At 35.2% G+C, this 24,116-nt stretch carries 25 protein-coding genes and 2 pseudogenes; 9 read left to right on the forward strand and 18 right to left on the reverse strand.

The features are described 5' to 3' along the window. Window positions 1-113: 113 nt before the first annotated feature. On the reverse strand, window positions 114-1,091 hold the full coding sequence (locus tag AC3WSK_RS25405; protein ID WP_492414923.1) for a thymidylate synthase: 978 nt from the start codon (window positions 1,089-1,091) through the stop codon (window positions 114-116). A gap of 85 nt (window positions 1,092-1,176) precedes the next feature. Beyond that, window positions 1,177-2,094: a hypothetical protein gene (locus AC3WSK_RS25410; RefSeq protein ID WP_492414914.1), complete on the reverse strand. Its 918-nt coding sequence runs from the start codon at window positions 2,092-2,094 to the stop codon at window positions 1,177-1,179. Between the two features lie 207 nt (window positions 2,095-2,301). Between AC3WSK_RS25410 and AC3WSK_RS25415 the strand changes: the two genes are divergently transcribed. The 3 genes from AC3WSK_RS25415 (at window position 2,302) to AC3WSK_RS25425 (ending at window position 5,490) form a co-directional block, all read left to right on the forward strand. Further along, window positions 2,302-4,467 (forward strand): sensor histidine kinase, encoded by a 2,166-nt coding sequence (locus tag AC3WSK_RS25415; protein WP_079561077.1) that lies wholly within the window; start codon window positions 2,302-2,304, stop codon window positions 4,465-4,467. After that, window positions 4,460-5,086, forward strand: coding sequence for a response regulator transcription factor (locus AC3WSK_RS25420; protein ID WP_079561076.1), 627 nt, complete (start codon window positions 4,460-4,462; stop codon window positions 5,084-5,086). The genes AC3WSK_RS25415 and AC3WSK_RS25420 overlap by 8 nt, the downstream gene beginning before the upstream one ends. Before the next feature lie 203 nt (window positions 5,087-5,289). Beyond that, window positions 5,290-5,490: a cold-shock protein gene (locus AC3WSK_RS25425; protein WP_053592785.1), complete on the forward strand. Its 201-nt coding sequence runs from the start codon at window positions 5,290-5,292 to the stop codon at window positions 5,488-5,490. A gap of 168 nt (window positions 5,491-5,658) precedes the next feature. Here the strand turns inward: AC3WSK_RS25425 and ccsB are convergent, their stop codons facing one another. The 4 genes from ccsB to AC3WSK_RS25445 all read right to left on the reverse strand — a co-directional run bounded on the left by ccsB (window position 5,659) and on the right by AC3WSK_RS25445 (window position 9,752). Beyond that, window positions 5,659-6,828, reverse strand: coding sequence for a c-type cytochrome biogenesis protein CcsB (ccsB, locus tag AC3WSK_RS25430; RefSeq protein WP_492414915.1), 1,170 nt, complete (start codon window positions 6,826-6,828; stop codon window positions 5,659-5,661). 681 nt (window positions 6,829-7,509) lie between these two features. Then, complete coding sequence (locus AC3WSK_RS25435; RefSeq protein WP_492414916.1) at window positions 7,510-8,412, reverse strand: alpha/beta fold hydrolase; 903 nt, start codon at window positions 8,410-8,412, stop codon at window positions 7,510-7,512. 356 nt (window positions 8,413-8,768) lie between these two features. Further along, on the reverse strand, window positions 8,769-9,188 hold the full coding sequence (locus AC3WSK_RS25440; RefSeq protein ID WP_492414917.1) for a GNAT family N-acetyltransferase: 420 nt from the start codon (window positions 9,186-9,188) through the stop codon (window positions 8,769-8,771). Window positions 9,189-9,269: 81 nt separating this feature from the next. Then, entirely contained in the window at window positions 9,270-9,752 is a 483-nt protein-coding gene (locus tag AC3WSK_RS25445; protein WP_079561072.1) for a GNAT family N-acetyltransferase, read from the reverse strand. A 206-nt stretch (window positions 9,753-9,958) separates the two neighbouring features. Here AC3WSK_RS25445 and AC3WSK_RS25450 point away from each other — a divergent pair, with 206 nt between their 5' ends. The 3 genes from AC3WSK_RS25450 (at window position 9,959) to AC3WSK_RS25460 (ending at window position 12,398) form a co-directional block, all read left to right on the forward strand. Beyond that, window positions 9,959-10,546 carry a hypothetical protein gene (locus tag AC3WSK_RS25450; RefSeq protein ID WP_427484616.1) on the forward strand — a complete coding sequence of 196 codons (588 nt, stop codon included), beginning with the start codon at window positions 9,959-9,961 and terminating at the stop codon, window positions 10,544-10,546. A 308-nt stretch (window positions 10,547-10,854) separates the two neighbouring features. Continuing rightward, on the forward strand, window positions 10,855-11,409 hold the full coding sequence (locus AC3WSK_RS25455) for a GNAT family N-acetyltransferase (RefSeq protein WP_079561070.1): 555 nt from the start codon (window positions 10,855-10,857) through the stop codon (window positions 11,407-11,409). A gap of 563 nt (window positions 11,410-11,972) precedes the next feature. Further along, entirely contained in the window at window positions 11,973-12,398 is a 426-nt protein-coding gene (locus tag AC3WSK_RS25460; RefSeq protein ID WP_492414918.1) for a hypothetical protein, read from the forward strand. Window positions 12,399-12,524: 126 nt separating this feature from the next. Here AC3WSK_RS25460 and AC3WSK_RS25465 read toward each other — a convergent pair. Beyond that, window positions 12,525-13,079, reverse strand: a pseudogene (locus AC3WSK_RS25465) (histidine phosphatase family protein). A gap of 11 nt (window positions 13,080-13,090) precedes the next feature. Beyond that, on the reverse strand, window positions 13,091-13,717 hold the full coding sequence (locus AC3WSK_RS25470; RefSeq protein WP_427484618.1) for a hypothetical protein: 627 nt from the start codon (window positions 13,715-13,717) through the stop codon (window positions 13,091-13,093). Window positions 13,718-14,240: 523 nt separating this feature from the next. On the opposite strand from AC3WSK_RS25470, the gene AC3WSK_RS25475 reads away from it, so the two are divergent. Both AC3WSK_RS25475 and AC3WSK_RS25480 read left to right on the forward strand, forming a co-directional pair. Next, window positions 14,241-14,417, forward strand: a complete 177-nt coding sequence (locus AC3WSK_RS25475; protein WP_079561066.1) for an aspartyl-phosphate phosphatase Spo0E family protein — start codon at window positions 14,241-14,243, stop codon at window positions 14,415-14,417. A gap of 135 nt (window positions 14,418-14,552) precedes the next feature. Continuing rightward, on the forward strand, window positions 14,553-15,017 hold the full coding sequence (locus AC3WSK_RS25480; RefSeq protein ID WP_079561065.1) for a hypothetical protein: 465 nt from the start codon (window positions 14,553-14,555) through the stop codon (window positions 15,015-15,017). A gap of 179 nt (window positions 15,018-15,196) precedes the next feature. Here the strand turns inward: AC3WSK_RS25480 and thrS are convergent, their stop codons facing one another. The 10 genes and pseudogenes from thrS to AC3WSK_RS25530 all read right to left on the reverse strand — a co-directional run bounded on the left by thrS (window position 15,197) and on the right by AC3WSK_RS25530 (window position 22,835). Continuing rightward, window positions 15,197-17,119, reverse strand: coding sequence for a threonine--tRNA ligase (gene thrS / locus AC3WSK_RS25485; RefSeq protein WP_427484619.1), 1,923 nt, complete (start codon window positions 17,117-17,119; stop codon window positions 15,197-15,199). Between the two features lie 608 nt (window positions 17,120-17,727). Further along, window positions 17,728-18,093: a hypothetical protein gene (locus tag AC3WSK_RS25490; RefSeq protein ID WP_079561064.1), complete on the reverse strand. Its 366-nt coding sequence runs from the start codon at window positions 18,091-18,093 to the stop codon at window positions 17,728-17,730. Between the two features lie 85 nt (window positions 18,094-18,178). Beyond that, window positions 18,179-18,967, reverse strand: coding sequence for a lipid II flippase Amj family protein (locus AC3WSK_RS25495; RefSeq protein WP_427484627.1), 789 nt, complete (start codon window positions 18,965-18,967; stop codon window positions 18,179-18,181). 223 nt (window positions 18,968-19,190) lie between these two features. After that, the gene (locus AC3WSK_RS25500; RefSeq protein ID WP_492414919.1) at window positions 19,191-19,700 is read right to left on the reverse strand and encodes a hypothetical protein; all 510 of its coding nucleotides are present in this window, start codon (window positions 19,698-19,700) and stop codon (window positions 19,191-19,193) included. A gap of 198 nt (window positions 19,701-19,898) precedes the next feature. Continuing rightward, window positions 19,899-20,363 (reverse strand): hypothetical protein, encoded by a 465-nt coding sequence (locus AC3WSK_RS25505; protein WP_079561165.1) that lies wholly within the window; start codon window positions 20,361-20,363, stop codon window positions 19,899-19,901. Window positions 20,364-20,494: 131 nt separating this feature from the next. Beyond that, a pseudogene (locus AC3WSK_RS25510) lies at window positions 20,495-20,650 on the reverse strand (GNAT family N-acetyltransferase); the annotation flags it as partial. Between the two features lie 158 nt (window positions 20,651-20,808). Then, window positions 20,809-21,168, reverse strand: coding sequence for a GNAT family N-acetyltransferase (locus AC3WSK_RS25515; RefSeq protein ID WP_079561062.1), 360 nt, complete (start codon window positions 21,166-21,168; stop codon window positions 20,809-20,811). An 11-nt stretch (window positions 21,169-21,179) separates the two neighbouring features. Further along, window positions 21,180-21,527: a DUF3147 family protein gene (locus tag AC3WSK_RS25520; RefSeq protein WP_079561061.1), complete on the reverse strand. Its 348-nt coding sequence runs from the start codon at window positions 21,525-21,527 to the stop codon at window positions 21,180-21,182. After that, complete coding sequence (locus AC3WSK_RS25525; protein WP_427484622.1) at window positions 21,527-21,925, reverse strand: MarR family winged helix-turn-helix transcriptional regulator; 399 nt, start codon at window positions 21,923-21,925, stop codon at window positions 21,527-21,529. Before AC3WSK_RS25525 ends, AC3WSK_RS25520 begins: the two co-directional genes overlap by 1 nt. Window positions 21,926-22,202: 277 nt before the next feature. Then, complete coding sequence (locus tag AC3WSK_RS25530; protein ID WP_492414920.1) at window positions 22,203-22,835, reverse strand: class I SAM-dependent methyltransferase; 633 nt, start codon at window positions 22,833-22,835, stop codon at window positions 22,203-22,205. Between the two features lie 549 nt (window positions 22,836-23,384). Here AC3WSK_RS25530 and AC3WSK_RS25535 point away from each other — a divergent pair. Next, complete coding sequence (locus AC3WSK_RS25535) at window positions 23,385-24,038, forward strand: FusB/FusC family EF-G-binding protein (RefSeq protein ID WP_492414921.1); 654 nt, start codon at window positions 23,385-23,387, stop codon at window positions 24,036-24,038. Window positions 24,039-24,116: the final 78 nt, after the last annotated feature.

Here is a 24,116-nt window from a genome sequence, read left to right on the forward strand (position 1 = left end):
AGTATATATAAATCGGTGAATCTGTGCTTTTTTTATGCGTGGAATTGTGCGAATACCCCAAAAAATATTATAGAACCTAAAAAAACAGCAGCCAAAACGGCTGCTGCTTTAGGTTAAACGGCAATTGGTGCTTTAATTGTTGGGTGTGGATCGTAGCCCTCAATTGAAAGATCTTCGAGTTCAATGTCGAAAATCGACGTTTTATTTGGATTGATTTTTAAGGCTGGTAGGTCCTTAGGCTCGCGTGAAAGCTGTTCTTTTACTTGCTCCACGTGATTTGAATATATATGAGCATCCCCAATGCTGTGAATAAATTCGCCTACTTCTAAACCGCATTCGTGTGCAATTAAATGTGTCAGTAATGCATATGAGGCAATGTTAAATGGACAGCCGAGTAATGTATCGAGACTTCTTTGCATTAGCTGGCAGCTCAATTTTCCATTTGCGACATAAAATTGGAACATTACGTGACATGGAGGTAGTGCAGCTTTACTGCCTTTTGCTCCTGCATTGATAACATCTTCTGGATTCCATGCATTGACAATAATGCGTCGTGAATCTGGATTGTGCTTAATTTGATAGATTACATCTTGCAATTGATCGATGCTTTCCCCTGTTGATGTTGTCCAATTACGCCATTGCTTGCCGTAAACATTTCCTAGCTCGCCGTATTTATTTGCAAATTCATCATCTGTTAATATGCGCTCACAAAATGAAGCTAACTCTTTTTGGTAGTCAGCGTTGAATGATTCGTCCACTAAGCAACGACGACCAAAATCTGTCATATCGGGACCTGAATATTCATCAGACTCAACCCATTTTTTAAAAGCCCATTCATCCCAAATATGATTGTTGTTTTGTAGTAGATAGCGAATATTTGTATCCCCTTTAATAAACCAAAGTAGCTCACTTGCTACAAGTTTGAATGGTACACGTTTCGTCGTTAATAGAGGAAAACCTTTGCTTAAATCAAATCGCATTTGATAGCCAAATACACTATATGTACCGGTCCCTGTTCGATCTTCCTTTTTAACGCCACTCTCTAATATATGTTGTAGTAAATTTAAGTACGCGATTTCTGGATGCGCCATGTTCATCAACAGCTCCTTCAAGTATGCTGTTGACCATTATATCATCTAATAACTCCATGTGAATGCCCAAAAATAAAAACAATATTTACCTGACTGAGCCAAAGGAATCGTATTCTAGCTCCCTTGCGATTTTACTCTCCATCGTGACAAAAAACATTGGCATCAAAATAATATTAAATAAAACTGGGACAATAATAAACAAAAGGTCAACCCCTGGGTCAAAATAGATACCAAACGCGGTCAATAAGCCTGAACTGATTAGAAAAACAATTTGCATACCGATAATTATTATCGGTATGATTTGATACAAATAATTTATCTTTCGGAATTGATGCATATTTTCTGGGTCTTTAATAATTCTCTTTTTTAAGCGCCTCGATAAAATGAAACAGGCAATAAGCTGCGCCAAAATAAAGCTAAAATAAATAACAATATGTAGTAGCATTTGCCCTTTCATAACAGAGCCAATAAAATGTCCTACCCGCTGATGTAGTAGGTCGTTAACCTCTCCCTCATAAACATATTCCTGTTCACTAAAATAAGTAGACGGTTCTACAAAGCCGAGATTTGCCAAATCATTTGAGTTAGCTTGCCAGTCGATTAGTTTGCTAGACAAAATTTTTAATTGAATGGGATCATTTTCGCCAAACATTCCTATTAAAAAAGTATATGGAATCGCTATCTTTATTTTCCCATCTTGTTTTTCATGAATTAAATCTTTAATCGAAAAAGTATACGCTACATCCGTCTGGAGGACTTCATAACGAGGATCCTCGACCTTCCAATGACTTGCTAACGAGGATTCTATGTTATTCTTCATTTCAACATACGGCGTATCATTATGTAAACTCTTTGGAATCTTATAGACAAAACGATTATCACTCCCAATAATGCAAATATCTACTTTCACCGCATCACTTTCTACGTTTTTAGCGTTTGTTGTCATCGGGTACGACATTATGACGACTAGAAAAAGGACTATTAACAATCCTTTCTTTGTCATGCAACGCTCCCCCTTTTCGTCACACATGATAGTTTTACACTATCACACGCTACACCGAAAAAACTACTTCGTTATTCCGAAAAAGGAATAGTGGTTTTCCGAAACAACTTTTTCGGTATTCCAAAATTACCAAAAATTGTGGATAATATAGTAGTACTTAAGATTGAAATGGGGCATTACTATCATGCAAATAAATGAGAGAAAACAATGAGTAAATGGACATATAGTATTTTCATAACCTACCTACTCCTCGGTATTTATGTACTTGTAGTTGCATCACAAATACCTTTTATTGCTATTTCAGTAGACACAACTGGCGAACAACCAGTTATGACCGAGTTCTACTATCCAAATTGGGCACAGCAGCATAATATTGAAAAGGGCGATATACTACTGACAATTGATGACAAACCTGTTCTTTCTAATCAACTCGATTCTTTGGTACGTTGTGCAAAAAAACTGATATTTATGAAGCCGAATGGTGATGTTCATACTGTTTTAGTTAAGATTAAAGATATTCCGGAAGAATTATATTTGCATATTATTTTTCCACTTTTTTATTTCGTTCTATCATTTGGCGTTGCTATCTATTTATGGCGAAGAAATACTGATAATCTACTAACTAGTCTACTAACTTTATTTTTATTAACCTGTTCTTTGGCTTATATAAGTTCAGGAGCCTCAAGTAGAGGAAATCTAATTGGAGGATTTGTAATAAGTATTGGTATAATTTTATGCATAGTGCTTTTTATTCACTTCTTACAATGTTATTTCCGCTACCTATGTATAGGATGGCCATACCTCAATTCGAAATGGCTTTATTTAGCACTACTATTTATACCTTGCTTGGATTTCATACGAATTGTTAATCCTGACTTTTATTCAATCACATCCTTAATTAAATTAGGAATGTTTGCTGTACTTGTTCTCTATGCAATTTATATTTTACTAACGAGTTATTTACGAACTAAACAGGAAAAAATCCGTTTAATCACTATTGCATTTATTACGCCTTTTTTGCCGTTTTTACTGTTTTTCGTCATACCCGAATTATTAGGACAAAAGCCTATTTTAATTTCTGAAGTAGCTGCATTATTTTTATTGTTTATTCCTTTTTCTTTTATTTTCATTCAAGTGAATGAACGTTTATTCGATATTGAATATCAATTATCTCGTTTACGTTATTATTCAACACTTACCTTTTTTTGTGCATTACTATTAACTACGGGTATTACCCTCCTGTTTATAGACAAATTATCGATTGTTAAAATTATAGGTGTCTTTACACTAATATTCCTCGTCATCATTGCTAGTTTCTATTTAAAAGAGCAGCTTGATTTTAAATATCGAAAGATTATATTTTCATCCACAGGCGATTATGTACATAATTTATATGCTGCGGTTAATCGTATGGGGAAAGCGAAAAACCAGCAAGAATTACTGGATCAATTCAAGTATGAAATAACAGAAAAGCTTGGTACTACTGCCTTTACAATTACAACAATTACGGAAAGCACTCGTGATGAAGTTAATATGGGGAATCACCTACTATTACATGATACAGGTGAAGAAAAAATCATGTTACACATTAGACATGTATTACAAAAAGAAGAGCTTCTTTGGCTAGAGTTACTAGCCCTCTATGTTTCAATGTTTATTGATAATTTAAAGCTCATTGAAGATTTAGTGTATGAAATAAAGCTTATGAAGGATCACAATGATACACAGCTTCCTTGGCTCGACAAATTATTATGGAATATCATTGAAAAGGAGAAAAGTATTTTAGCACAGGAATTACATGACACTATTTTGCAAGAGCAACTTCATTTAGCGAGAGAGTTAGATGTACTTACTAGCTCTCCTATTATTAATAAAGAAAAGGTATTAGATATTCGTGAGCAGTTGCTGAATGCATCGAAGGATTTACGTGAGTATTGTGAGAATTTAAGCCCTCCTTTGCTGGACACATTTGGGCTACAAATCGCCTTAAAAAAACTAATTCAAAAGGTGAAAATACGAGCAGATTTTTTATTAAAAACTCAAATAGAACGTGTCCAATTTGAGGATGTAACTTTACACTTAGTCGTTTATCGCCTTGTGCAGGAGCTCTTAAATAATGCCATTAAACATGCTGAGGCAACCGAAGTTTCACTAAGACTACAAGCGATAAATCGCGGCTTCATCCTCCAATACGATGATAATGGTATTGGCTGTAATATTGAAAGTTTAATGCAATCTTCAAATTCTATGGGCATTAATGGTATTCGAGAGCGAGTCCGTGCTTTTAATGGGAACATCACGATAACCTCCGATTTAAATGAAGGAATGCATATTGTTATTCAAATACAAGAGGACGTGGATTCAGATGATTAATATTCTTATTATAGATGACCATCCTGTCGTTTTAGATGGTACGAAAACATTATTACAGGATTTAGCAAATGTCCATATAGATACGGAACAAGATAGCTCCGCTGTTCTGTCGCGAATGGATGATCAATCTTTTCAATTATTTTTGATTGATATTAATATGAAGCCAATCAATGGCATCCAGCTTTCAGAAATGATTAAGAAAAAGCAACCAGAAGCACTTATTTTACTCTATACAGGATATGAACTTTCCGATTATTACGAACTACTGATTGAGAAGAAGGTCGATGGACTCTTATCAAAGCTCGCCACGAAACAGCAAGTGATTCAAACCATTGAAGCCGCACTAAGGGGCGAGATCTTACTAGCAGCTGATTTTTTAGACTTTGTACAGCAGCGTACCAATCTTCCAAACGCGCAGCAAGATGTTTTACTAAGTGACAAGGAGCAAGAGATTTTACAGCTTGTCGCACAAGGATGTACAAATAAAGCAATTGCTTCAGCCATCGGGGTCACGCAACGCACTGTTGAAAATTATTTATCCAAGCTTTTTGTCAAACTAAACGTAGAATCTCGTGCAGAGGCCGTAATTGTCGCGAAAGAGAAAGAATGGTTAAAATAATGGAAATGTAAATTTTACATTACAAATTCGGAATATACTGGATAAATATTCGGAATTGTTATATAATCAGAACAATAATTACATTACTTCATCTTATCCGCTAAAATCACGTATTCAAAAGTAATACGAGCTTTTGAAAATGTGTTTTTTTTGCAAGCGATCGAAGCAATATGATTGTTTAATTTTTTTGGGAGGTTGTTCACATGACACAAGGTACAGTTAAATGGTTTAACGCAGAAAAAGGTTTTGGATTTATCGAGGTAGAAGGTGGAAATGATGTATTTGTACATTTCTCTGCTATTCAATCAGATGGCTTTAAAACTTTAGAAGAAGGCCAAAAAGTAGAGTTCGGCGTTGAAGAAGGTAACCGCGGACCTCAGGCTACTAATGTTGTAAAGCTTTAATTTATAGCTTTAACATGTAGAGTGCAAAATACAAGAGACATCCAAATTAATGGATGTCTCTTTTTTACGGTTATTTAAAATAAAGTTCCTATATAAAACGGATAAAATAAGAGCATCGCAAAAAATGAACCCTTGAACTAGCCCTGTCATATCCCCCCGATAACATCCTTACGCGTAAGAATGTAAACCTGCAATAACTAAATTTACAAATACTTGATTGAACACGATAATTCCAAATCCAATAATCGCTAACCAAGCTGTCTTTTCCCCTTCCCAGCCTTTTGAAAGGCGGAAATGAAGGAAAGCGGCATAAAATAAAAATGTGATCAGTGCCCACACTTCCTTAGGGTCCCAACCCCAATACCTACTCCAAGCAATCTGTGCCCAAATCATGGCAAACAATAGACCTCCTAAGGCAAACAATGGGAAACCTATGACAACTGCTCGATATGTAATTTCATCTATTAATACTGGCTGTACACGGTTTGTTAATGGCTTTAATAACACAATTAATCGTCTTCTCGTAATGAGTACAATCACCCCATATAAAATCGTTCCAACGATAAATGACCAGACAATCGTATTCAATTTCTTCGCATCTAGCTTATTCGTAATCTGTAAAACGCCAACCTGATCTCCACTATCTGTTACTGCACCTTTATTGACAATTAGAGGCGTCATCGTATACTCGGCTGTTTCTTTCTTCTCTAACTTATTTTCAAATTGAACCTCTATTTTATCTCCTGCTACGTTAAAGTAAGTTGCCACTCCAATAAAGCCAATCACAACAATTAAGCAATACATAACAAATTCCAAGGCAACTGTACTCATCGAAAATTTAGAAACATCTAATGTTCGTAACAAATAAATAATACCTGTTGCAAATGAAACCGATAAAACAGCACTTGAAAAGGCGACTGTCATAACATGAATCGTTAACCAATTACTTTGCAGTGATGGAACAAGTGGTGAAACTGTTTTTGTAAAAACGCTTCCATAACCGAGAATAATTAATGACACAGGGATCGTAAACAAACCTACAACAATTTGCTTATATAAAAAATGAATGATCAAATAACTACCAGTAAGCATAATGCCAAAGAACGTCATAAACTCATACATATTACTTACAGGTGCATGTTCAACAGCAATCCACCTTAAAATGAAATAAACTAACTGTAAAGCAAATGCAATATATGTAAGTAGAAGCCCGATTTTTCCAAATATCTTTCCTTTTGATTTCACGGCAAGTCCAATCGGTATAATGGCGATCAGAAGTAAAATAAATGCCACGAAAAATGAATTACTACTTAAACTTAATAATGTTTCGTTACTCAATATGAAATCCTCCAAAGTATTTTTTTGCTCATCTCCATAATGTGAGGTTGACTTTCGTTCCGACTGGGCGCTGTGTTGCTGCCGCTTCGCTTTCGCACAGAGCCAGCCTCCACTCCAACTTATATCAATGGTATTACCGTTCCCTCCTTGTTGTGATGTCCATTTTTTGAGGAAACTATATAGTAGCTTCCAATAAAAATAACGTCATTCATCAAAGTAAGTGCCATCATTTCCCTTTAAATAGCTTTATTTTTTCAGAATTGTTACAATCTTGTGGCGTAAAGTAGAGAACAAATCTCTAAAAAATGCCCTCATATCAAAAAAATAAACCATCTATAAAGGCGAATAGATGGCGAATTTCAAAAAGATAGCATGACTCTAACTACATCCTACTAAAATATGAAATAAAAGTCTATTTTAAAAATTATTTCTATACTAAATCTTGAAGGACAAATTAAAAGACCTAAGCCCAGTGGAGTACCAAACTAAGGTCTTAGAAGTTGCTTTTCTATAGATATCTAATTTTTGGGGTCAGGTCAATAGAAATCAACTGTGCTTTTTATAATCGAATCTTCTACTAAGGTAGTCCTATAGTTTAAGTAGAGACCTTTACAATCTTTTCTTTACTCTAACAAAGGTCTAATCTTTTATCTAAGTTGAGCCACTCCAAAGGACGCCCTCTTATTCAAGAAAAGTACCCGTTTGTCGAATAAGGAGAAGTTGTTCATAAACCTTTTGATTATTTTCCCATTTCCACAACAAAATTTCATTAGCAACAGTTTCAGGATAGTCCCAATGAATGTTATGCATGGTATTATCAATACCTATTACCTTTATATTCTTAATATCCTCTTTAATTTTTTGTATTCCTTTATTTCGGGATGTATCAGTCGCTGGAATTGTTGCATGAAACAGTAGGACAGGGCATTCAAGACTATCATAAGTAGTTGAACAAGGTTCTTTATAAAACGCTTTAATGGTTGATAAAATGCTAAACCTGTCAGCCTTTATTACATAGTTATCGTTAACCTTTTTAAAGTTAGAGGTTATTGTTGAATCAAGCTGTGTGTCCCATTGCTTCGTTGTGTAATTTTGGTACTCTTTAACTACTTCATCCCATGAATTATATTTACTTGAATCCATATATTCCTGCCAACCTACTAAAGCTTTTACTTCCGTCATCCCATCAACATGTTCAGGAAATACATATCCTCCATCTATTAAAATGACTCCTCTTATCTTATTAGGAAATATTTTTGTGAAATGTAAGGCAAGGTCAGCCCCCCAAGAATGTCCTAACAAATAAATAGAATCATTAGTAATCTTCTGTATCACTCTATAAATACGCCTTGCTAAAGAGGAAAACATATAATCCTGCTCTACATCTAGTAATTGAGATTCTCCATGGCCTGGATTATCTAAAAGAATAAGGTGAAAGTCATTTATCAAGTATTTAATTAACCCCAAAAAACTTTTTGAATCTCCTGTCAATCCATGAAGGCAAACAAGTGAAGGAAGACCGTTATTACAAAATTCATATCCGTGAAAAGTATAGTTATCTACTGTTTTTTTAAATTCCTTCAATTCAATCCCCCTTCTAAAGTGAATGAGGTTATTCCTAAAATAAAAACTATTTCAGTTCTTAGACTAAACTCCCCCATTAGTTTGAGTACAACCTTTCACAAACACCTTACATTACCATAAGCATTCTATTTTTTTGATATTTTTGCCCGTTTGTTAAATAAAGATTTCTTTTACAATACCTTTCCCACATCAAATGAGAAAACAGCCATTTTCTTTTAAGGAGCTATGGTTTACCAATGCAGGTAGTTAGCCGTTATCGCTTCGTCACCTCTCCTTTTTAGTCATGCAAGCACGGAAATAACTTTTCATAGTTGCAACTCTCGCAGCAGAAACCTACCGCGAGACATGCCTTACTCCTATTTATATTTCACATAAATAATTTCCGGATCACCTTCATCTAAGTTTTCAATACACCCACTTTTTATAAAGCCTGCCGTTTCAAATACCTTATGCATACTAGTATTGGATTGGTTAGTAGAAGAAAAGATTTTTGGAGTTGCTGCCATTTCTACATAAAAAGCTAGTAACGCTGTGGCAATGCCCATTCTTCTCTCAGATGGCTTCACAATAACTAATGAGATGAAGCAGTTTCCAAAGAAGTCATTCGTAAAAATAAGAAAACCACCAATCCCTTTTTCAGTTTGTTGAATGATACAACGTGTTTCGTTAATGGCTGTACGCAAATATTCGCTTCTTGAATAATCTCCAATTACTTCTTGATCAATCGCACATATTTCATCGAGATGCTCCATACGTGCTTCCAGCAATTGCGTCATTTTGTTCACCTCATTCTTTATATGCGAGAAGACTTTTGTGCAAAATTAAGTTGGTTCATCAATGTTTTTCTAATCAAGCATTCAACTGTTAATTTTACTTATGTAATAACTCATCACTTTAATCTTAGCCCTAAACCCTTTTGCCAACTTTCCTTCATCGACAAATCCGCATTTTTTATAAAGTGACTGTGCGGCAGTATTCGGTAGATTAACCCCTAACACAAGCTCATTAATAGTTGGAAAATGCTCCAAAACAAAGTCTGGCAAAAGCTGTAATGCCGCTTTTGCATAGCCTTTCCCCTGTTCATAAAAGTCTGTTGAAAAGGCGCGGATTAAAATAGCCTGTTCATTAGAGCTATATGGCGTAACGCCCTCTTTTTCATGTAACACAAAGAATGTCACAAGCTTATCTTCATCTAAAACAAGAACGGCATGGCGATTTTTGTCCTGCTTTACTAGTTCAATACTCTCTTTCGGAGACATCGTATAGCGAAGCTGCTCCTCTGTGATCGTATATCGTTTAATTAAGTGATCATCTTTATTTTCATAAAATTTCAATCTCATCAAAGCTCCCCTTTTATCTTGAGTCGTCGTTCCACCTTGGCGTAATTGTAACTGTCACATTGCTTTCGCTACACAAAACATTCGCCACTGACGAATCCAAAGCACACATTTTGTATCGTTTATTTCTGTTGTAATATATTGAAAAAACAGAAAATATAATGTATTCTAACATATTTTAGAATATTACATTAGAGAAGGTGTTCATATTGAAACTATTAGAAAGAGCTCAAAAACGAAAAGAAACGGCCATGCTCATTTTAGAAGAATTGAAGCTGCTAGATAAATGGAATACTATTGGGCAAGCTTTTGTGGTCGGCGCTACAGCATATGATTTACTAGTGGATCACGATATTGATATCGAAACATTTTGTACTCACCCTAATGCAGCAGAAGCTATGGCGATATTAGCTGATTTAACTAGCAATACGAAAGTTTTAGAATTAAAGTATCGTAATTACTTGAAAACACCATTTAATGGTATCTATTTTAAAATACAATATGAGCAAATGCCATCAGAAATTTGGAATATTGATATGTGGCTGTTTTCAGAAACACGAGATGGCCCTCTATCAAGAGATTTAGTATCGTTAATGAACGATGCCTTAACAAATGAAAGTCAAAATATTATTTTAACTATTAAAGAAGAACTTCTTAAGAAATCCCTAGTACTTCCTTCAATTTATGTATATGAAGCAGTGTTAGACTATGATATTCAATGCACAGAGGAATTTCTTAATTGGATAGAGCAACAAGATGTAGACATTCAGACAAATTGGCGTCCTTCAAAAAAATAAATAAAATCAAGCGTTTCCTTAACATTTTTATGTGGCTCATCACCATATGGAGTTGTCATAAGCAGCAATTAGCAAAGCGGGCATCAACAAATACCATTCTTCCAGTCACAGATAACCTTTTATTTCCCTATTCAACAGACTTGAACAAAAAATATTTCCACTAATCACCAAAAATGCTACTATTAAGTTATCTATATATAAGGAGTTGAGTGAATGAGTGCGAAAAGTGCAGTAGATGTTTGGTTAAACAACAAATAATCCAAGGGTTGTAAACTCTAACTGCAGCTCTTGAACAAGGGAGAAAACAAATGGAAAACTATTTTAAAGAATTTCTTAAAGGGCAAGCTATTACATTACAGCAAATGACTTCCTCCGACCTAGAAGCATTTGTAAAGATTGACAGTGAACTGAAGACGTTGTTACTGGCTAATGACGACATTCCCTTTCCAAATACCTTTGAGGATCATTCTTCATTCTTTCAAAGTATTAGTGGAAAAAAAGAAGAATTTTTCTTCGGTATATTCGAAAAGTCGTCAAATGAGCTTATCGGTTCCTGTGCTGTCTATGGAATCAACTGGAAGAACAGTACTTGCTCTGTAGGCATTTCAATTGGCGAACAATGGCATGGTAAAGGCCTTGGAACGGATGCAATGAAAACTCTTATTCACTTTATTTTTAATTATATTTCCATTAATAAAATCAAGCTTCAGGTTTTCAGCTTTAATAAAGGAGCTATTCGTTCTTATGAAAAGTGTGGCTTTACAAAAGAAGGGATTTTACGAAATGAACTTTTCCGTTTCGGACAATTTCATGATGTAGTTTTATTTGGCCTTTTACGAGAAGAATGGAATCAAATAAAATAAAATAAGCTTTTTTCCTCCGTGTGGAAATATTTCAGCATTCTCGATATACCCACGAGCTACAATTTTTCATCGATTAATTCTAGCTCGTGGGTAAAAACGTATGATCATCAGCAATTGAGTGATGATCATACGTTTTATTCACTATGGTTGTTCGTTGCATGAAAAGCTTCTCAACATCAAAGACAAAGTATTCTTCCATTTCCTTCTTTAAAAAGTGTTGTCTATACGTTCAATTTCCCTACAAAAGACGTTCCCCCCCATCGCCTTCCTGAGTTGCCATCTGCTCTAATTATGCCAAGACGAAAAAGATAGCCCAATAGTAATCATTTCCATTTCATAACTTAGAATATGATATAACCCCAAAATAGAAATGAACACTTTTTTACATGAAAAATGCTGAATAAGACTGAACACATTTTTTATAAAGTGTTCAAAGTTATCTAATGGTTATATATGTTTTAAAAAAATAAAAGGAAGTGACTTTTATGACTTGGCAATATGGTTCTTTTCCTAATGATATAGGCCCATGTCAACAAGAAGGGGCCAGAACTTGTGTTGGTGATATGTATTTTGTATGTAGAAATGGTCATTGGAGACCTACCTACCAATATTGTCAGAGTGATAATACACCGACATGGCTACCATATGGTTATGGTTCACACCTATCGCCAAAATTTGGTTCTTTTGAAGATATGGGGCCATGTCAACAAGAGGGGGCCAGAACTTGTTTTGGTGATATGTATTTTGTATGTAGAAATGGTCATTGGAGACCTACCCACCAATACTGTCAGAGTGATAATACACCAACATGGCCACAATATCGTTATAGTCCACAGCTATCGCCACAATATCGTTCTATTGAAGATATGGGACCATGTCAACAAGAAGGGACCACAACTTGTATTGGTGATATGAGGTATTATTGTAGAAATGGTCGTTGGAAACCTACCTACCAATATTGTCAGAGTGATATGTATCCCTATGACTAAATGTTTATACTTTAAGTCAACAACAGACATTTCATTCATAGCCTCAATGATTTCCTCGGTTTCGTCAGGCAGATACTTCTTCTCGATAAAATGAACCAAGGGGCTGTCAGTAGACAGCTCCTTCTCTTATTCTTCCCAAACTCTTCGAATATCACTTAACACAAAATGCTGAAATGTAAGTTGATAAACATCAGGCATTGAAAGTCCATTCCAAAACGAGTAATCATATTGTGCATCAAAATATTGCATCATTAAAACCATTATATTGCCGTGTGTACCAATCACTATATTGTCATTTGGGTGTGCAAGGATAATTTTTTGCAACGTAGTAATAGCTCGTTCCTTGGCAGCTTCATTTGATTCTCCACCTTCGAATGCGAAATTCGGATGACTCCATACTTGTTGCATGGCAGTGTTAAAATCCATACTTTTTCCATTAGATAGGATTCTTTCTTTCAAAGAATCTATCGTATTTATTTCTAATTTATGCCCTTGTGCTATGCCTCCCACCGTCTGAATAGCTCTTTTATATGGACTTGAATATATAGCATGGATTATTTAATTGGTAAATAATCTAGTAACACGATCCCGATCCTCCAATCCTTTATCAGAAAGCGGGCGATTGTACTCATCAGTAGAATATTGCGAATGCGCGTGTCTTATAAAGTATATTATGGTCATAATCGTTTCCTCTATTTCCCTTCAGATTTTGCCTTCTTTTCTTTCACATAATGATATATATCTACCTTCCATATATCATCCTCTTTTAGTAAAGAAAATATCTTTCGATAGTGAGAGCTTCCGAAAATTATATCCAATTGTACAACTGCTATACTTTCTGTGCTAGTTTCTTTATCCAATGAAATAGTATCGTAATATCTGTACATTAAATAATTCTGTATATCCTCATCAAATAAATAATCTATATACTCTGCTATAAAGGTTTCTTTATCTGGAAGTTCATTGTTGTTGTAGGTAATTGCATATAATTTATCGAACTTATTTTCAAATATTAAATTCATCATAATTAACACCATTTCCTCTGGTGTAAAAGTCTTTAAACTATTCATATTCCCATTGCTTAAAAATTGTTCATATAAAGCTCTTTTTTCCTCTGGCAATTCCTCTAAATATGTAAAATCATAGTCTCTATCAATAATAGGAAGTTTCTCTTGAGTTTCTTCTTCATGTTGAACGGAACGGCTAGTAACTACGGTTGATTTTGGAAACTCTCCTGTTTTTGTTTTCACTTCTGAACATGCGATTAATATTAAACAAGAAACGATCATAACACTTAATAATAGCGACCTTACATTCAATATCGTATCCCCCCTATTTTCAATAGATTTAAAACTCACATTTCCACCGTTCAATATATTTCGAAAATTCTCAACATTTTCAACCAAAGTATAATCCCTTCAATTACAAACAACAAAGAAGTTTATTTGATAAATTGTGACAAGATATGAAACCTATGAAATTTCAAGTCTATGATACAAAATATTTTTATAGTAAAAAAGATGCAAATCTATTAAACATCACCCTGTCCCTTTTCTAAAATCTAGCCAAAAAAAAACCCTAATATTTTAGTGTGAAGGGTAATAAAATATATAAATAATACAATAAAAGTAATTTAAGTAGTTCAAAATATTCATCGTAAGTTTTCTTAATTTACTACCCAATATAAGAATAAAAAAATTTTTCTATGACTAAATTACGAATTTCTCAACCTATACACAATGTGACATATTTTTCATTTCAGGTGAGATACAATGAAAAAGTTGAATCGAGGTCAATGTATTTCAAGAATATATGGAGAAAAAATAATAGGGGGAAAAGATTTTGGTTAATTATTTAACGCATAAACAATTCTTGAAGATGGAGATTGAAATTAAAAGAAAAATTATGTATAGAAAGGCTATGGCTTTAGGTTTCACCCATCCAAGTGTGGTAGATTGTAGCCAAGAATTAGATGTCCTACTAAATAAATATTCAAAAGCGATCAATAAAGCCAGCTAAAACTATTTTCGAAAAGTCGTCTAGTTTTACCCTGTATTAGTTTTTGGTTATAAAACCTATTGCTGTTGTTAAGATACGTATAAATAACATAGAAATGGGCTATCTTCTATATGACAGGAAAAAGGAGGCCAAATAATGCAGGTATTTATTTTATCACTGGTCGCTTCTAGCTTTTTACTACAGCAACCTCAAGATTCAGTAGAAAACACAACACCGGTTCTTTGCATACCTTCTAGAACTACATCTTATAAATACCCAAATAATCAATATCAAGCATTTCGTACTGAGAATGATTTTTATTATAAATTAAATAGGACAATCTATGAGGAATATAACAATGCTACCTTGAACATTCGTCAAAGAATAGCCTTTAAGGACGTATCGAAGGCTGAGGAAACATTTAATCTAAAAACAAATTTTATACGTAAAAAAACAGACCTCTCTCAACATACTTTTATTCATCCCAATCGACAAGTATATTTTTTAGCATCCTTCAAGCACTTGGATCAGGAGACTTATCATAAATACCTGGTCATTGACGCTGAGACACAAACTATCCTTTTAGGAAATAGTTATTATCAAAGTAATACCATTAAATAATTGTATTTCGTTTGTTGTTTAATTTATTGTATGCTTGAAAATTGATTAATAGTAGCAAATTCAAAGAAAAAATTAACATTTTTAAGCAAATTCCGAAATTACCATTTATTCCATCGCTGTTATAGCTCGACTCTTGGGAGTGACTTCCCCTTGAGTCGAGCTAAATTGTTTTATAGGGTTCACTTAATAGTTAAAGCTTTTTGCTGTATTTCTTGCTTAATTTCCTCAATAAATTGCTGCAATGTTTTTTCAATTAATGCTTGCTCGCCATATTTACGAACAGTGACATGTTGAGTATCCATTTCTTGATCACCAAGTACTACAATATAAGGTATTTTTTTCATTTGTGCTTCTCGAATTTTTTTACCCAGCTTTTCTTGTCGATCGTCAATGCTAACACGGATTTGTTCATTTTTTAAAGCATCAACAACTTGCTGTACATATGCTCGATGCTTATCTGCCACCCCAATAACTTTTACTTGTTGAGGTGCAAGCCACGTTGGGAACGCCCCTCCAAAATGCTCAATCAATATGCCTAAGAAGCGATCAATTGAACCGAATACCGCTCGATGAATAACGACAGGTCTTACTTTTTCATTCTGTTCATTGACATATGTTAAGTCGAATTTCTCAGGTAGTTGGAAATCGAGCTGCACCGTTGCACATTGATGACTGCGATGAATAGCATCTTTAATATGAATATCAATTTTTGGTCCATAAAACGCTCCGTCACCTTCATTTATTGTAAAAGGAAAGCCTAGATTCGTTAGTACGTTTTCTAACGCCGCTTCGGCTCGATTCCAAAGTTCAAGTTCACCCATAAAATCAGCGGGACGTGTTGATAATTCAATATCGTATTGGAAGCCAAAAACCTGATAAACCTCATCAATAATCTTTAGTGCAAGCGCAATTTCATCTTCAATTTGCTGTGGCGTAACAAAAATATGTGCATCATCCTGGCAAAAAGTACGAACCCGTAAAAGACCATTTAATGCGCCACTAAATTCATGTCGATGAACTTGACCAAATTCAGCCATACGAATCGGTAAATCTCTATATGAATGGAAATCATTTTTAAAAATCAGCATATGTCCAGGGCAATTCATAGGTTTTAATGCAAAGCTTTGGTCGTCTACATGAGTAAAGTACATATTTTCTTTATAGTGATCCCAATGCCCTGACTGCTCCCATAAACGCTGGTTCATCATCGATGGTGTCCGTACTTCTTGGTAATCAAATTTTGCTTGTAAATGACGTAAATAAGACTCTAATTCGTTACGAATAATTTGACCATTTGCTAAATAAAACGGCATCCCTGGTGCTTCCTCTGAAAACATAAATAACTCTAGTTCTTTTCCTAGCTTTCGGTGATTGCGCTTCTCCGCCTCTTCTAGGAAAACAAAATGTTCCTCAAGCTCTTTTTTTGAGGCAAACGCTACACCGTATATACGCTGAAGCATTTGATTATTGCTATCCCCTCGCCAGTAAGCACCTGACACATTCATTAATTTAAAGTGTTGTAATTTTCCTGTGGAAGGTACATGAGGTCCACGACAAAGATCATAAAAATCTCCTTGCTCATAAACCGTCACCACTTCATGCTCAGGAATATCTTGTAATAACTCTAGCTTCAGCGCGTCATGAGCAAATAGTTGTTGCGCTTCTGCTCTTGTTACTTCTTTGCGCTGTATTTGTCTATTTTCTTGAACAATTTGCTGCATCATTTTTTCAATTTGTTGTAAATCACTAGGCGCAAAGGAATGCGCAATGTCGATATCATAGTAAAACCCATTTTCTATAACTGGTCCGACCCCAAATTGAGCATCAGGGTATAAACGCTTAATTGCTTGCGCTAATAAATGGGCTGTTGAATGACGAATCACCTGAATTCCTTCTTTTGTGCTAGCATCGTACAGGGAAATTTGTGAATCCTCCACTATCGGGCGCGTCAAATCAATGATGGTTCCGTTCACACTCCCTACGATTGCCTTTTTACGTAAAGCGGGACTAATCGCTTGTGCAATGTCGGTTAATGTAACACCTTTTGAAAATACTTGTTGTTTACCATCTGGAAATTGAATGTTAATAACTTGATTTGACATGTTCTCTACTCCTTTATTATAAATTATGCCTCGGCATAATTGCGTCTGGAATCGGCTTTGTGCTTGCACAAAGCCGATTCCGTGACATCCGCCGGAGGCTTTAACTTCTTTCAGTTGATGTTTGGACAGACTCTGAAAAGTGACTTAAAACCGCACTCCTCTTTAACCTATCAAGGCGGTAGTCCTCTACTGAAAGAAGTTACAAATAAAAAAAACACATGCTCGCGCCCCATAAAGGGACGAGCATGTGTTGATTACCCGTGGTTCCACCCAAATTCCCACTAGATGCTCTAGTGGCTCATTGTTATGCAGTAACGTTGCAAGTACGGTGCAAGTTTCCAAGCACTGCTCAAAGGTAGTAAGTTTTCCAGCTGCATTAGGAAGCTTTCAGCCCATGCCTCCCTCTCTGTAAATCGCTTATGAAAATTCGTGTCCTTCTCATCGCCAATTTCATTGCTTTGTGAAATTGTTTCTTACTATAACGAATGTTTCATTACTTGTCAATATTTGAAAATTTTTCAAAGAACAATTTCGACTCTAACTCGACTTGCACATTCTAGCAAAGATATGTATCAAAATCTTACTGATCACTTCGACCATATAATCCCTTATACTAAGGTTCTTATTTCTAAAGTCTCTTTGTAAGACTGCCACTGAATATGAATCATTGGGGCAGCATCCTTTTTAAAAATTTTCGTACTTTCTTTTTTCGTTAAGATAAACTGTTTATTGGTATTTACTCGAACGTCATCGAAAGTTATTGATTGTTTTGAACCTTCTATCGTTATTTGTAAATCACCTAAGTCTTTCTCTTCCCCTAAATAGAAAATTCGTAATCCCTCTTCTGTATTACTATGATATACAGCCTTCCAGTGCTCGCTTTTCGCTATATAATGTGCCTCCTCTTGTTGATTCGTACTACAAGCAACTAACACAAACATCATCATCAAAATCAGAAAACATAATTTTTTCATTAAATATCAATTTTCCTTTCTAGAAAGTTAACTACTTCAAACTATCCTTTGAAAACTGTTACTCGGCTTCCCGTGTAAACCCTCCTTACGTCATATATTGTGTAAACCAGGCAATATATTTTGCCCCTGGAATAAACAAAAGCTGTGCTAAACATGTGCCTAGTAGCCTTGAAGCCATCATCATCACAGACGCTTGTTTCAGACTTAAATAGCTACCTCTTTGATTAATAACATCGTCTGCAAGAACGGAAATTTTAGGGTCAATAAATATAATTAGTAACATCGTTGCTACCCCATTAATAAGTCCTGATGCCATTACAGCAGTTGTCGCTCTTTCTGGAACTAATAAAGAGGCGTAAAGTGCAGACAGGACACCAATTGTATAGATGGCCGTTATCACGATATTGACGATAAATAATTTAAGAGGGATATCACGCCAGTTAACCCCCTTTAAGTATGAAAAGCTTGGCAAATGGATATGTTTTATTCCACGTTTAAAATACTCTATACTAAAACCTTTTTTGAATAATGCTGGAATGGAACCTTTTTCCTCAGATAAATGAATAATGGCTCTTGAAAATATCGCTATAAAAGTCGGCAATAGTAGAATGCCTACTAAAGTACCTATTGAAGCGGCCCCAATAAGCACTCGGAATTGCTGCTCCACAAACGCTAATGTGTTTTCTTTCGGTGCTGTATCAGCCAAACTTCCAGTAAAAGGCTGCTGCATCATATTTGCCAATCTTGAAACCATAACCATCACATTGAACAAGGATAGTGCAGAGGCTAGTAATTTTACACGTGCACCTGATAATCGAACTGCATACGCAAGTGTTTCTATCGAATGAATGATGAGAATAAATAAAGCAATCATGATCAATTTATTTGTTAAAATATCCAAAGTCTTGTACCTTCTTTTCGATTATTGATTTGACATCGTTTGATCCAAGGTTGCACTCATATCGTAATGAATACAACCGAGACATTCCTTCCCTTAAATATTCTACGAAATTCACCTTAATAGGTTCCGTTATTTCCTACCAAATAGAAAAGCTATTCATCAGGCTTTTCCCCCTAACGAATAGCTTATTCTGTATTTATTGATTTACTGCAAAGTCATTATTCCAGCTAGTTGAATCCGATAGCTGATAGGTCACCATATTAGCAGTAACAGCAAGAATCACACCAGCTCTAGATTTATCAGTAGAAATTGGATCCTCTAATACTAACACAACATATCCCTCCCCTCGTCCCAGATGATCAATATCATTTGTAGCGTTTATTTCGAAGGTTGTATAGGTTGTCTCATTTACAGCACGGAGTAATCGTTGCTCCTGATAGACCCCGTTTTCCTTTAAATTATAGCAAACAGGCATCCATCCTTGTGACCAATCAATACTGCCTATTATTTCTTTTTTACGTTGTGCTAGTTTGCCAATTGAAAATGTAAAATATATTTTCATAATAGCTTGACCTATTTCATTTACCCCTTCACATACAGCTGTTACTTCTAACTTAATATCCTCCTTCGAGTGCTTCTGAATAACCACTAAAGTCACAGTGAAAATACAGATAACAAGTACTATACTAACGATTATCAATCCCATTTAGTCCCTCCCGATATCGCCATAGCTATTACTATTAGATTACCATGTTTTAGGAGTAACAGTATTTTTTCATCAAACAATCTTATGAAATGACATAGGCATAAAGGATAAGACAAATAACGAGTAGATACAGACTTAGCCATTGGTGAAGACAAAAAAATCAGTGGGTAAGAAAACCCCACTGATGATAGTTTCACTTCACTTTTTCGCTTGTAACTCGGCTGTTAAAGTAAATGGTATTTTTAAATACTTGTACTTAATCGTTATTTTTTTTATAGTAGGCGCTTCAACCTTTACTGCATAATGCTGAGGCTGCTTTCCAATGGCCTGGCGATCTATGTATTGACTAGGAAAAATGGATATTTGCCTTAATTTATGATAGGTAATATTCGGATTACCAACCAACTTCGTCTCCGCTTCAAACGGTTCAGACTTACTCACGACAAGCTCGGCACTTTCAGGCATTTTATCATTGACGAGTATTTGTTGAAGCTCTATCTCATGCAGTCCTTTATTTTCTATTTCTACGATTCTTATAGTTGAATCATCTACTGGATTCGTATAGCTGTTCATGACGAGTGGTGGATTGCTCTTTAAATAAATGATGAAGGCTGCTCCCACTACTAGAACACTAAATAATAAAACAAATAGTAATTTTTTCATGTCATTCCTCACTTTCTTTCTACCTATCAAGTATAGCGAGAAATCATAGGTGATGAAACCTTGAATAGTAAATGAGGATTTTCTTCTTCTCCACCTAACTTCTTTAAACCAACTAAAAACAACCTGACTCATTATAAGCCAGATTGCTTTGCTAATCGTATTTCATCACGTATTGGAATCCCATCATTGCCGATTAAAGGGATTTCAGGTTTATATGCTCTTGCTTGTTCGACCGCGTTTTGTATGATTTCGTCTAAGTGATAGCCTCTTTTTTGATAAAATTTTAACTTCTTTCAGCAGAAGTCTCCCACCTCTATAGGGGTGAGATGAATGAGGATTTAAGTTACTTTTCATCAGGTGTCCAAACATCCGCTGGAAGAAGTTAAAGCCTCCGGCGGATGTCACAGAATCGGAAAGGAGTTCTTTGCGCAAGCACAAAGCCGATTCAGGACGCAATTATGCCGAGGCATAATTGATCGGTGTGCAAATTATCATTTGTCGTTATAAGAGTAATTATCGTACAGCCTTGTCCGAAAGCAATTTCTTCAACCGCATGTACTAACAATGAACCTATCCCTCTTCCTTCTTCAATACTATCAAGGGAAATAATTTCACATTCTTCCTCACGAATGATATACGTTACAAGACCCAAAATCGTATTTTGTTCATCTACATAGACGAACCCCTCTAATTTACTACAGTCATATACCCCACTGGAAATAACCATTTCTGTACTTCCCCAATGCTCTTTAAAAAATTGCAAAACATCAATTTGGGGTAATTGTTGAATAGGAATTATTGTCATTTATCATTCTCCTAAATAGAAAAATTAAACATACTAGCTATGGCTTTTTGAACACCTAGAAATACTGCCCACGAAATGACACCAAGTCCAATGGCAAAAACGATATGGATCGATGATTTCATCGCCATATAAATAACAAATAGCATCACCATTGTTGCTGGTAATCCAACGATTACACCAACCGTAAATCGCTGAATATGCTCACTCGATTCACTTTGCACAGTAAGCCAAATGATGCTTAAAATACTGACAAGTGGCAGTGCTGCGATAATGCCACCATAGCTAGGAAATCTTCTAGCAATCTCCGTCACAATACCAATAACGGCTGCCGAGCATAAAATTTTTACAAATGTGTACATTATTTAGCCACCTCGCTTAATAAACGAAATGCCTGTAAGATTAATTGTTGCTCTTCTTCCGTAAGCTGGTTTAGTGCATGTTGCAGTTTCTTATCATTTAATTCTGTGTTTTTCTTTAAAACAAGAAGCCCTTCAGTTGTTAAATGAATATGTACTTTACGCTGATCATCACTGTCCCGCTCCTTTTTTACCCAACCATTACGCTCCAGCTTTTTGATATGCTCAGACGCGGTATTATGAGAAATATTCAATAACTCTGCAATATCACGCACTGTTACTTCAGCTTCCTTTTGAATCATCTGTAAAATACGCACGCTCTGATGCGAAATTGAATCTTCATGTGTTGAATGTAGATGGTAATAAATCGATGTAAAATAGTTATTTATATCTTTAATCATCAAACTTGCTCCTTTATTATATCGTCACAAACGATTATATCGTAACTGACGATATATCAAAAGAGAATTACTCCTATATTTAAAAAGTTGTAATTTTCGCACTCTTCAACACGCGAATAGTTTGGTAGCCATTTAAAGGCAATTCAACATAAGGAAGTTTTCCACATACTAAATAAATGGGCTGTCTATTGGCAGCCCATTTACTAGTTTTATCGAGAGTTTAAAATTAAAGAATCTTCACAAATAAACCCTTCTGAAATTATTCTATCGCATCTACCTACGCAAAATTTGAAAGAACAAAAACCCCACCACAATGCGAGATCGGGTAAAATTCTAATTGGCATACTCCTTTTAATAAGGATCTCATTTCCCCATGGACAAAGTAAATTTCATCATCATCCCAATAGCCAATACTTTCTTCACTGCATTTTTCAAGGTCCGCTCTTGTATTAAACGCAATATCGCCAATAAAAATTTTGCCTTCAGGTTTTAGATGTTGCAATAATTCTATAATGTATTGCACCTTCATTTCATCGGTAAAATGATGCAACGCATAGGTGCTTATAATAGCTTCATATTTTTGATGAAGTAGTGCTGTTGGCAGCCCTTTTGACAAATCCCACTCCATTAAGTTTGCATCAGGCATTTTTTCTTTGGCAATTTCGATCATTTTTGAAGAAAAATCGAATCCATTGATCATATGCCCATTGTCATATAGCTTTGCCGTTAACACCCCTGTGCCAAATCCAATGTCTAATACCGTGGACTTTGGACTGTGCATGACCTCATTAAAAATCGTATTTAATACTTCTTTATATCCTGCAAATGGATATTGGTTGATTTCTTCACTTAGCTGAACCGTTTTATCGTAACCATCAGCCCATAAATTAAATCCTTGTTGACTTAGCATAATAGTCCTCCTAGAGTTTCAATAGCTTAAGAATTCGGAGGGTCTATTAGCACTAAACATCCCATGTTAGTTACTAACAATCCCTCTCCATACATATAAATTTTCATGACCTATAACCTGTTTCATAAAAACTCCCCCTTTCAAATTCAAGTTCATCACCTTATCGTGTAGGGTATTTTCCGTTCCGACTGGGCACTTTTTGTAGGCGTCCAATCTCCACTCCAATCAAACTATACACACGACATGCTTCTTTCAAAATGTCATCCACAACTATCAGCAACGAACAAATATTAAACTATTATACCATTTTTTATCATTTGAATAAATTAAATTTTCTAACTTTATATAATTCCTAAAAAATGTTATAATTAGGGTAGCTTCTTTTCAAGGAGGAATCGAAATGGACGCATTCTTTTGTAATGCTTGCTCTAGACCAAAAACTTTACAGGTCAAAGAGGTCTAGAAAAGTTAACGCAAATAACATAAATTGAAGGATCTCTTTAGGCCAGTAACCTTTATTAAAAGCCTACTATTTAGGAGTGAATTCAGATGGAAAAACAAACAATTCAGCCGTTCTTAACGGTCGCAAACTATCATTTACTTGAGCAACAAATGAATAAAATTATACAAACACTTGCAACGACAAAGGATAAGAACGTTATCTTAGCCGTTCATGGTATTGTTGAAAGTGAAATTACAGCAAAATTAGCGCTATCCACTGCGGAAACTCAGCTAATTGAACAGCTTTTTAATGTGACCGATCGCGCTCATGGCGAAGCGTATTTAGAGCAATTAAAACCGTACGTTATCGCATTCAAAGCAGTCACTGCAAGCACACTAAAGAGCCTATTTAAAAAGGAAAAAAAGCTCAAGCTACCGAAGCTTGAAGAAATGGACTTTCAGCAGATTTGTTATTTAGCTTGGGATGATCCCGGTACACATCGAAAATATGTCCTACTAGAACAAGATGATCAGCTAAAAGCGATTAAAGGAACTTTCTCTAACAATACAATTAAAGGAATATGTGCACTATGTAACCGCCATTCTGATGTTGGCCTATTTACAACGTCTGTAAAAGGGCCAGTCGTTGGAACGTTCACGAATTATAGTAATTACATTTGCGCAGATAGCCAAACATGCAATCGACATGTAACGGATATAGAAAAAACAAATGCCTTTTTCGAGCGTATTACTCAAAAATAAAAATTAGCCTTCTCCGTTATGGAGAAGGCTTTTTGTTGGTCTTTATTACAATCGAAGCGGATTGTGATTTACTTTTAT

This window comes from Lysinibacillus sp. EB271-A1-10B, from assembly GCF_058791335.1.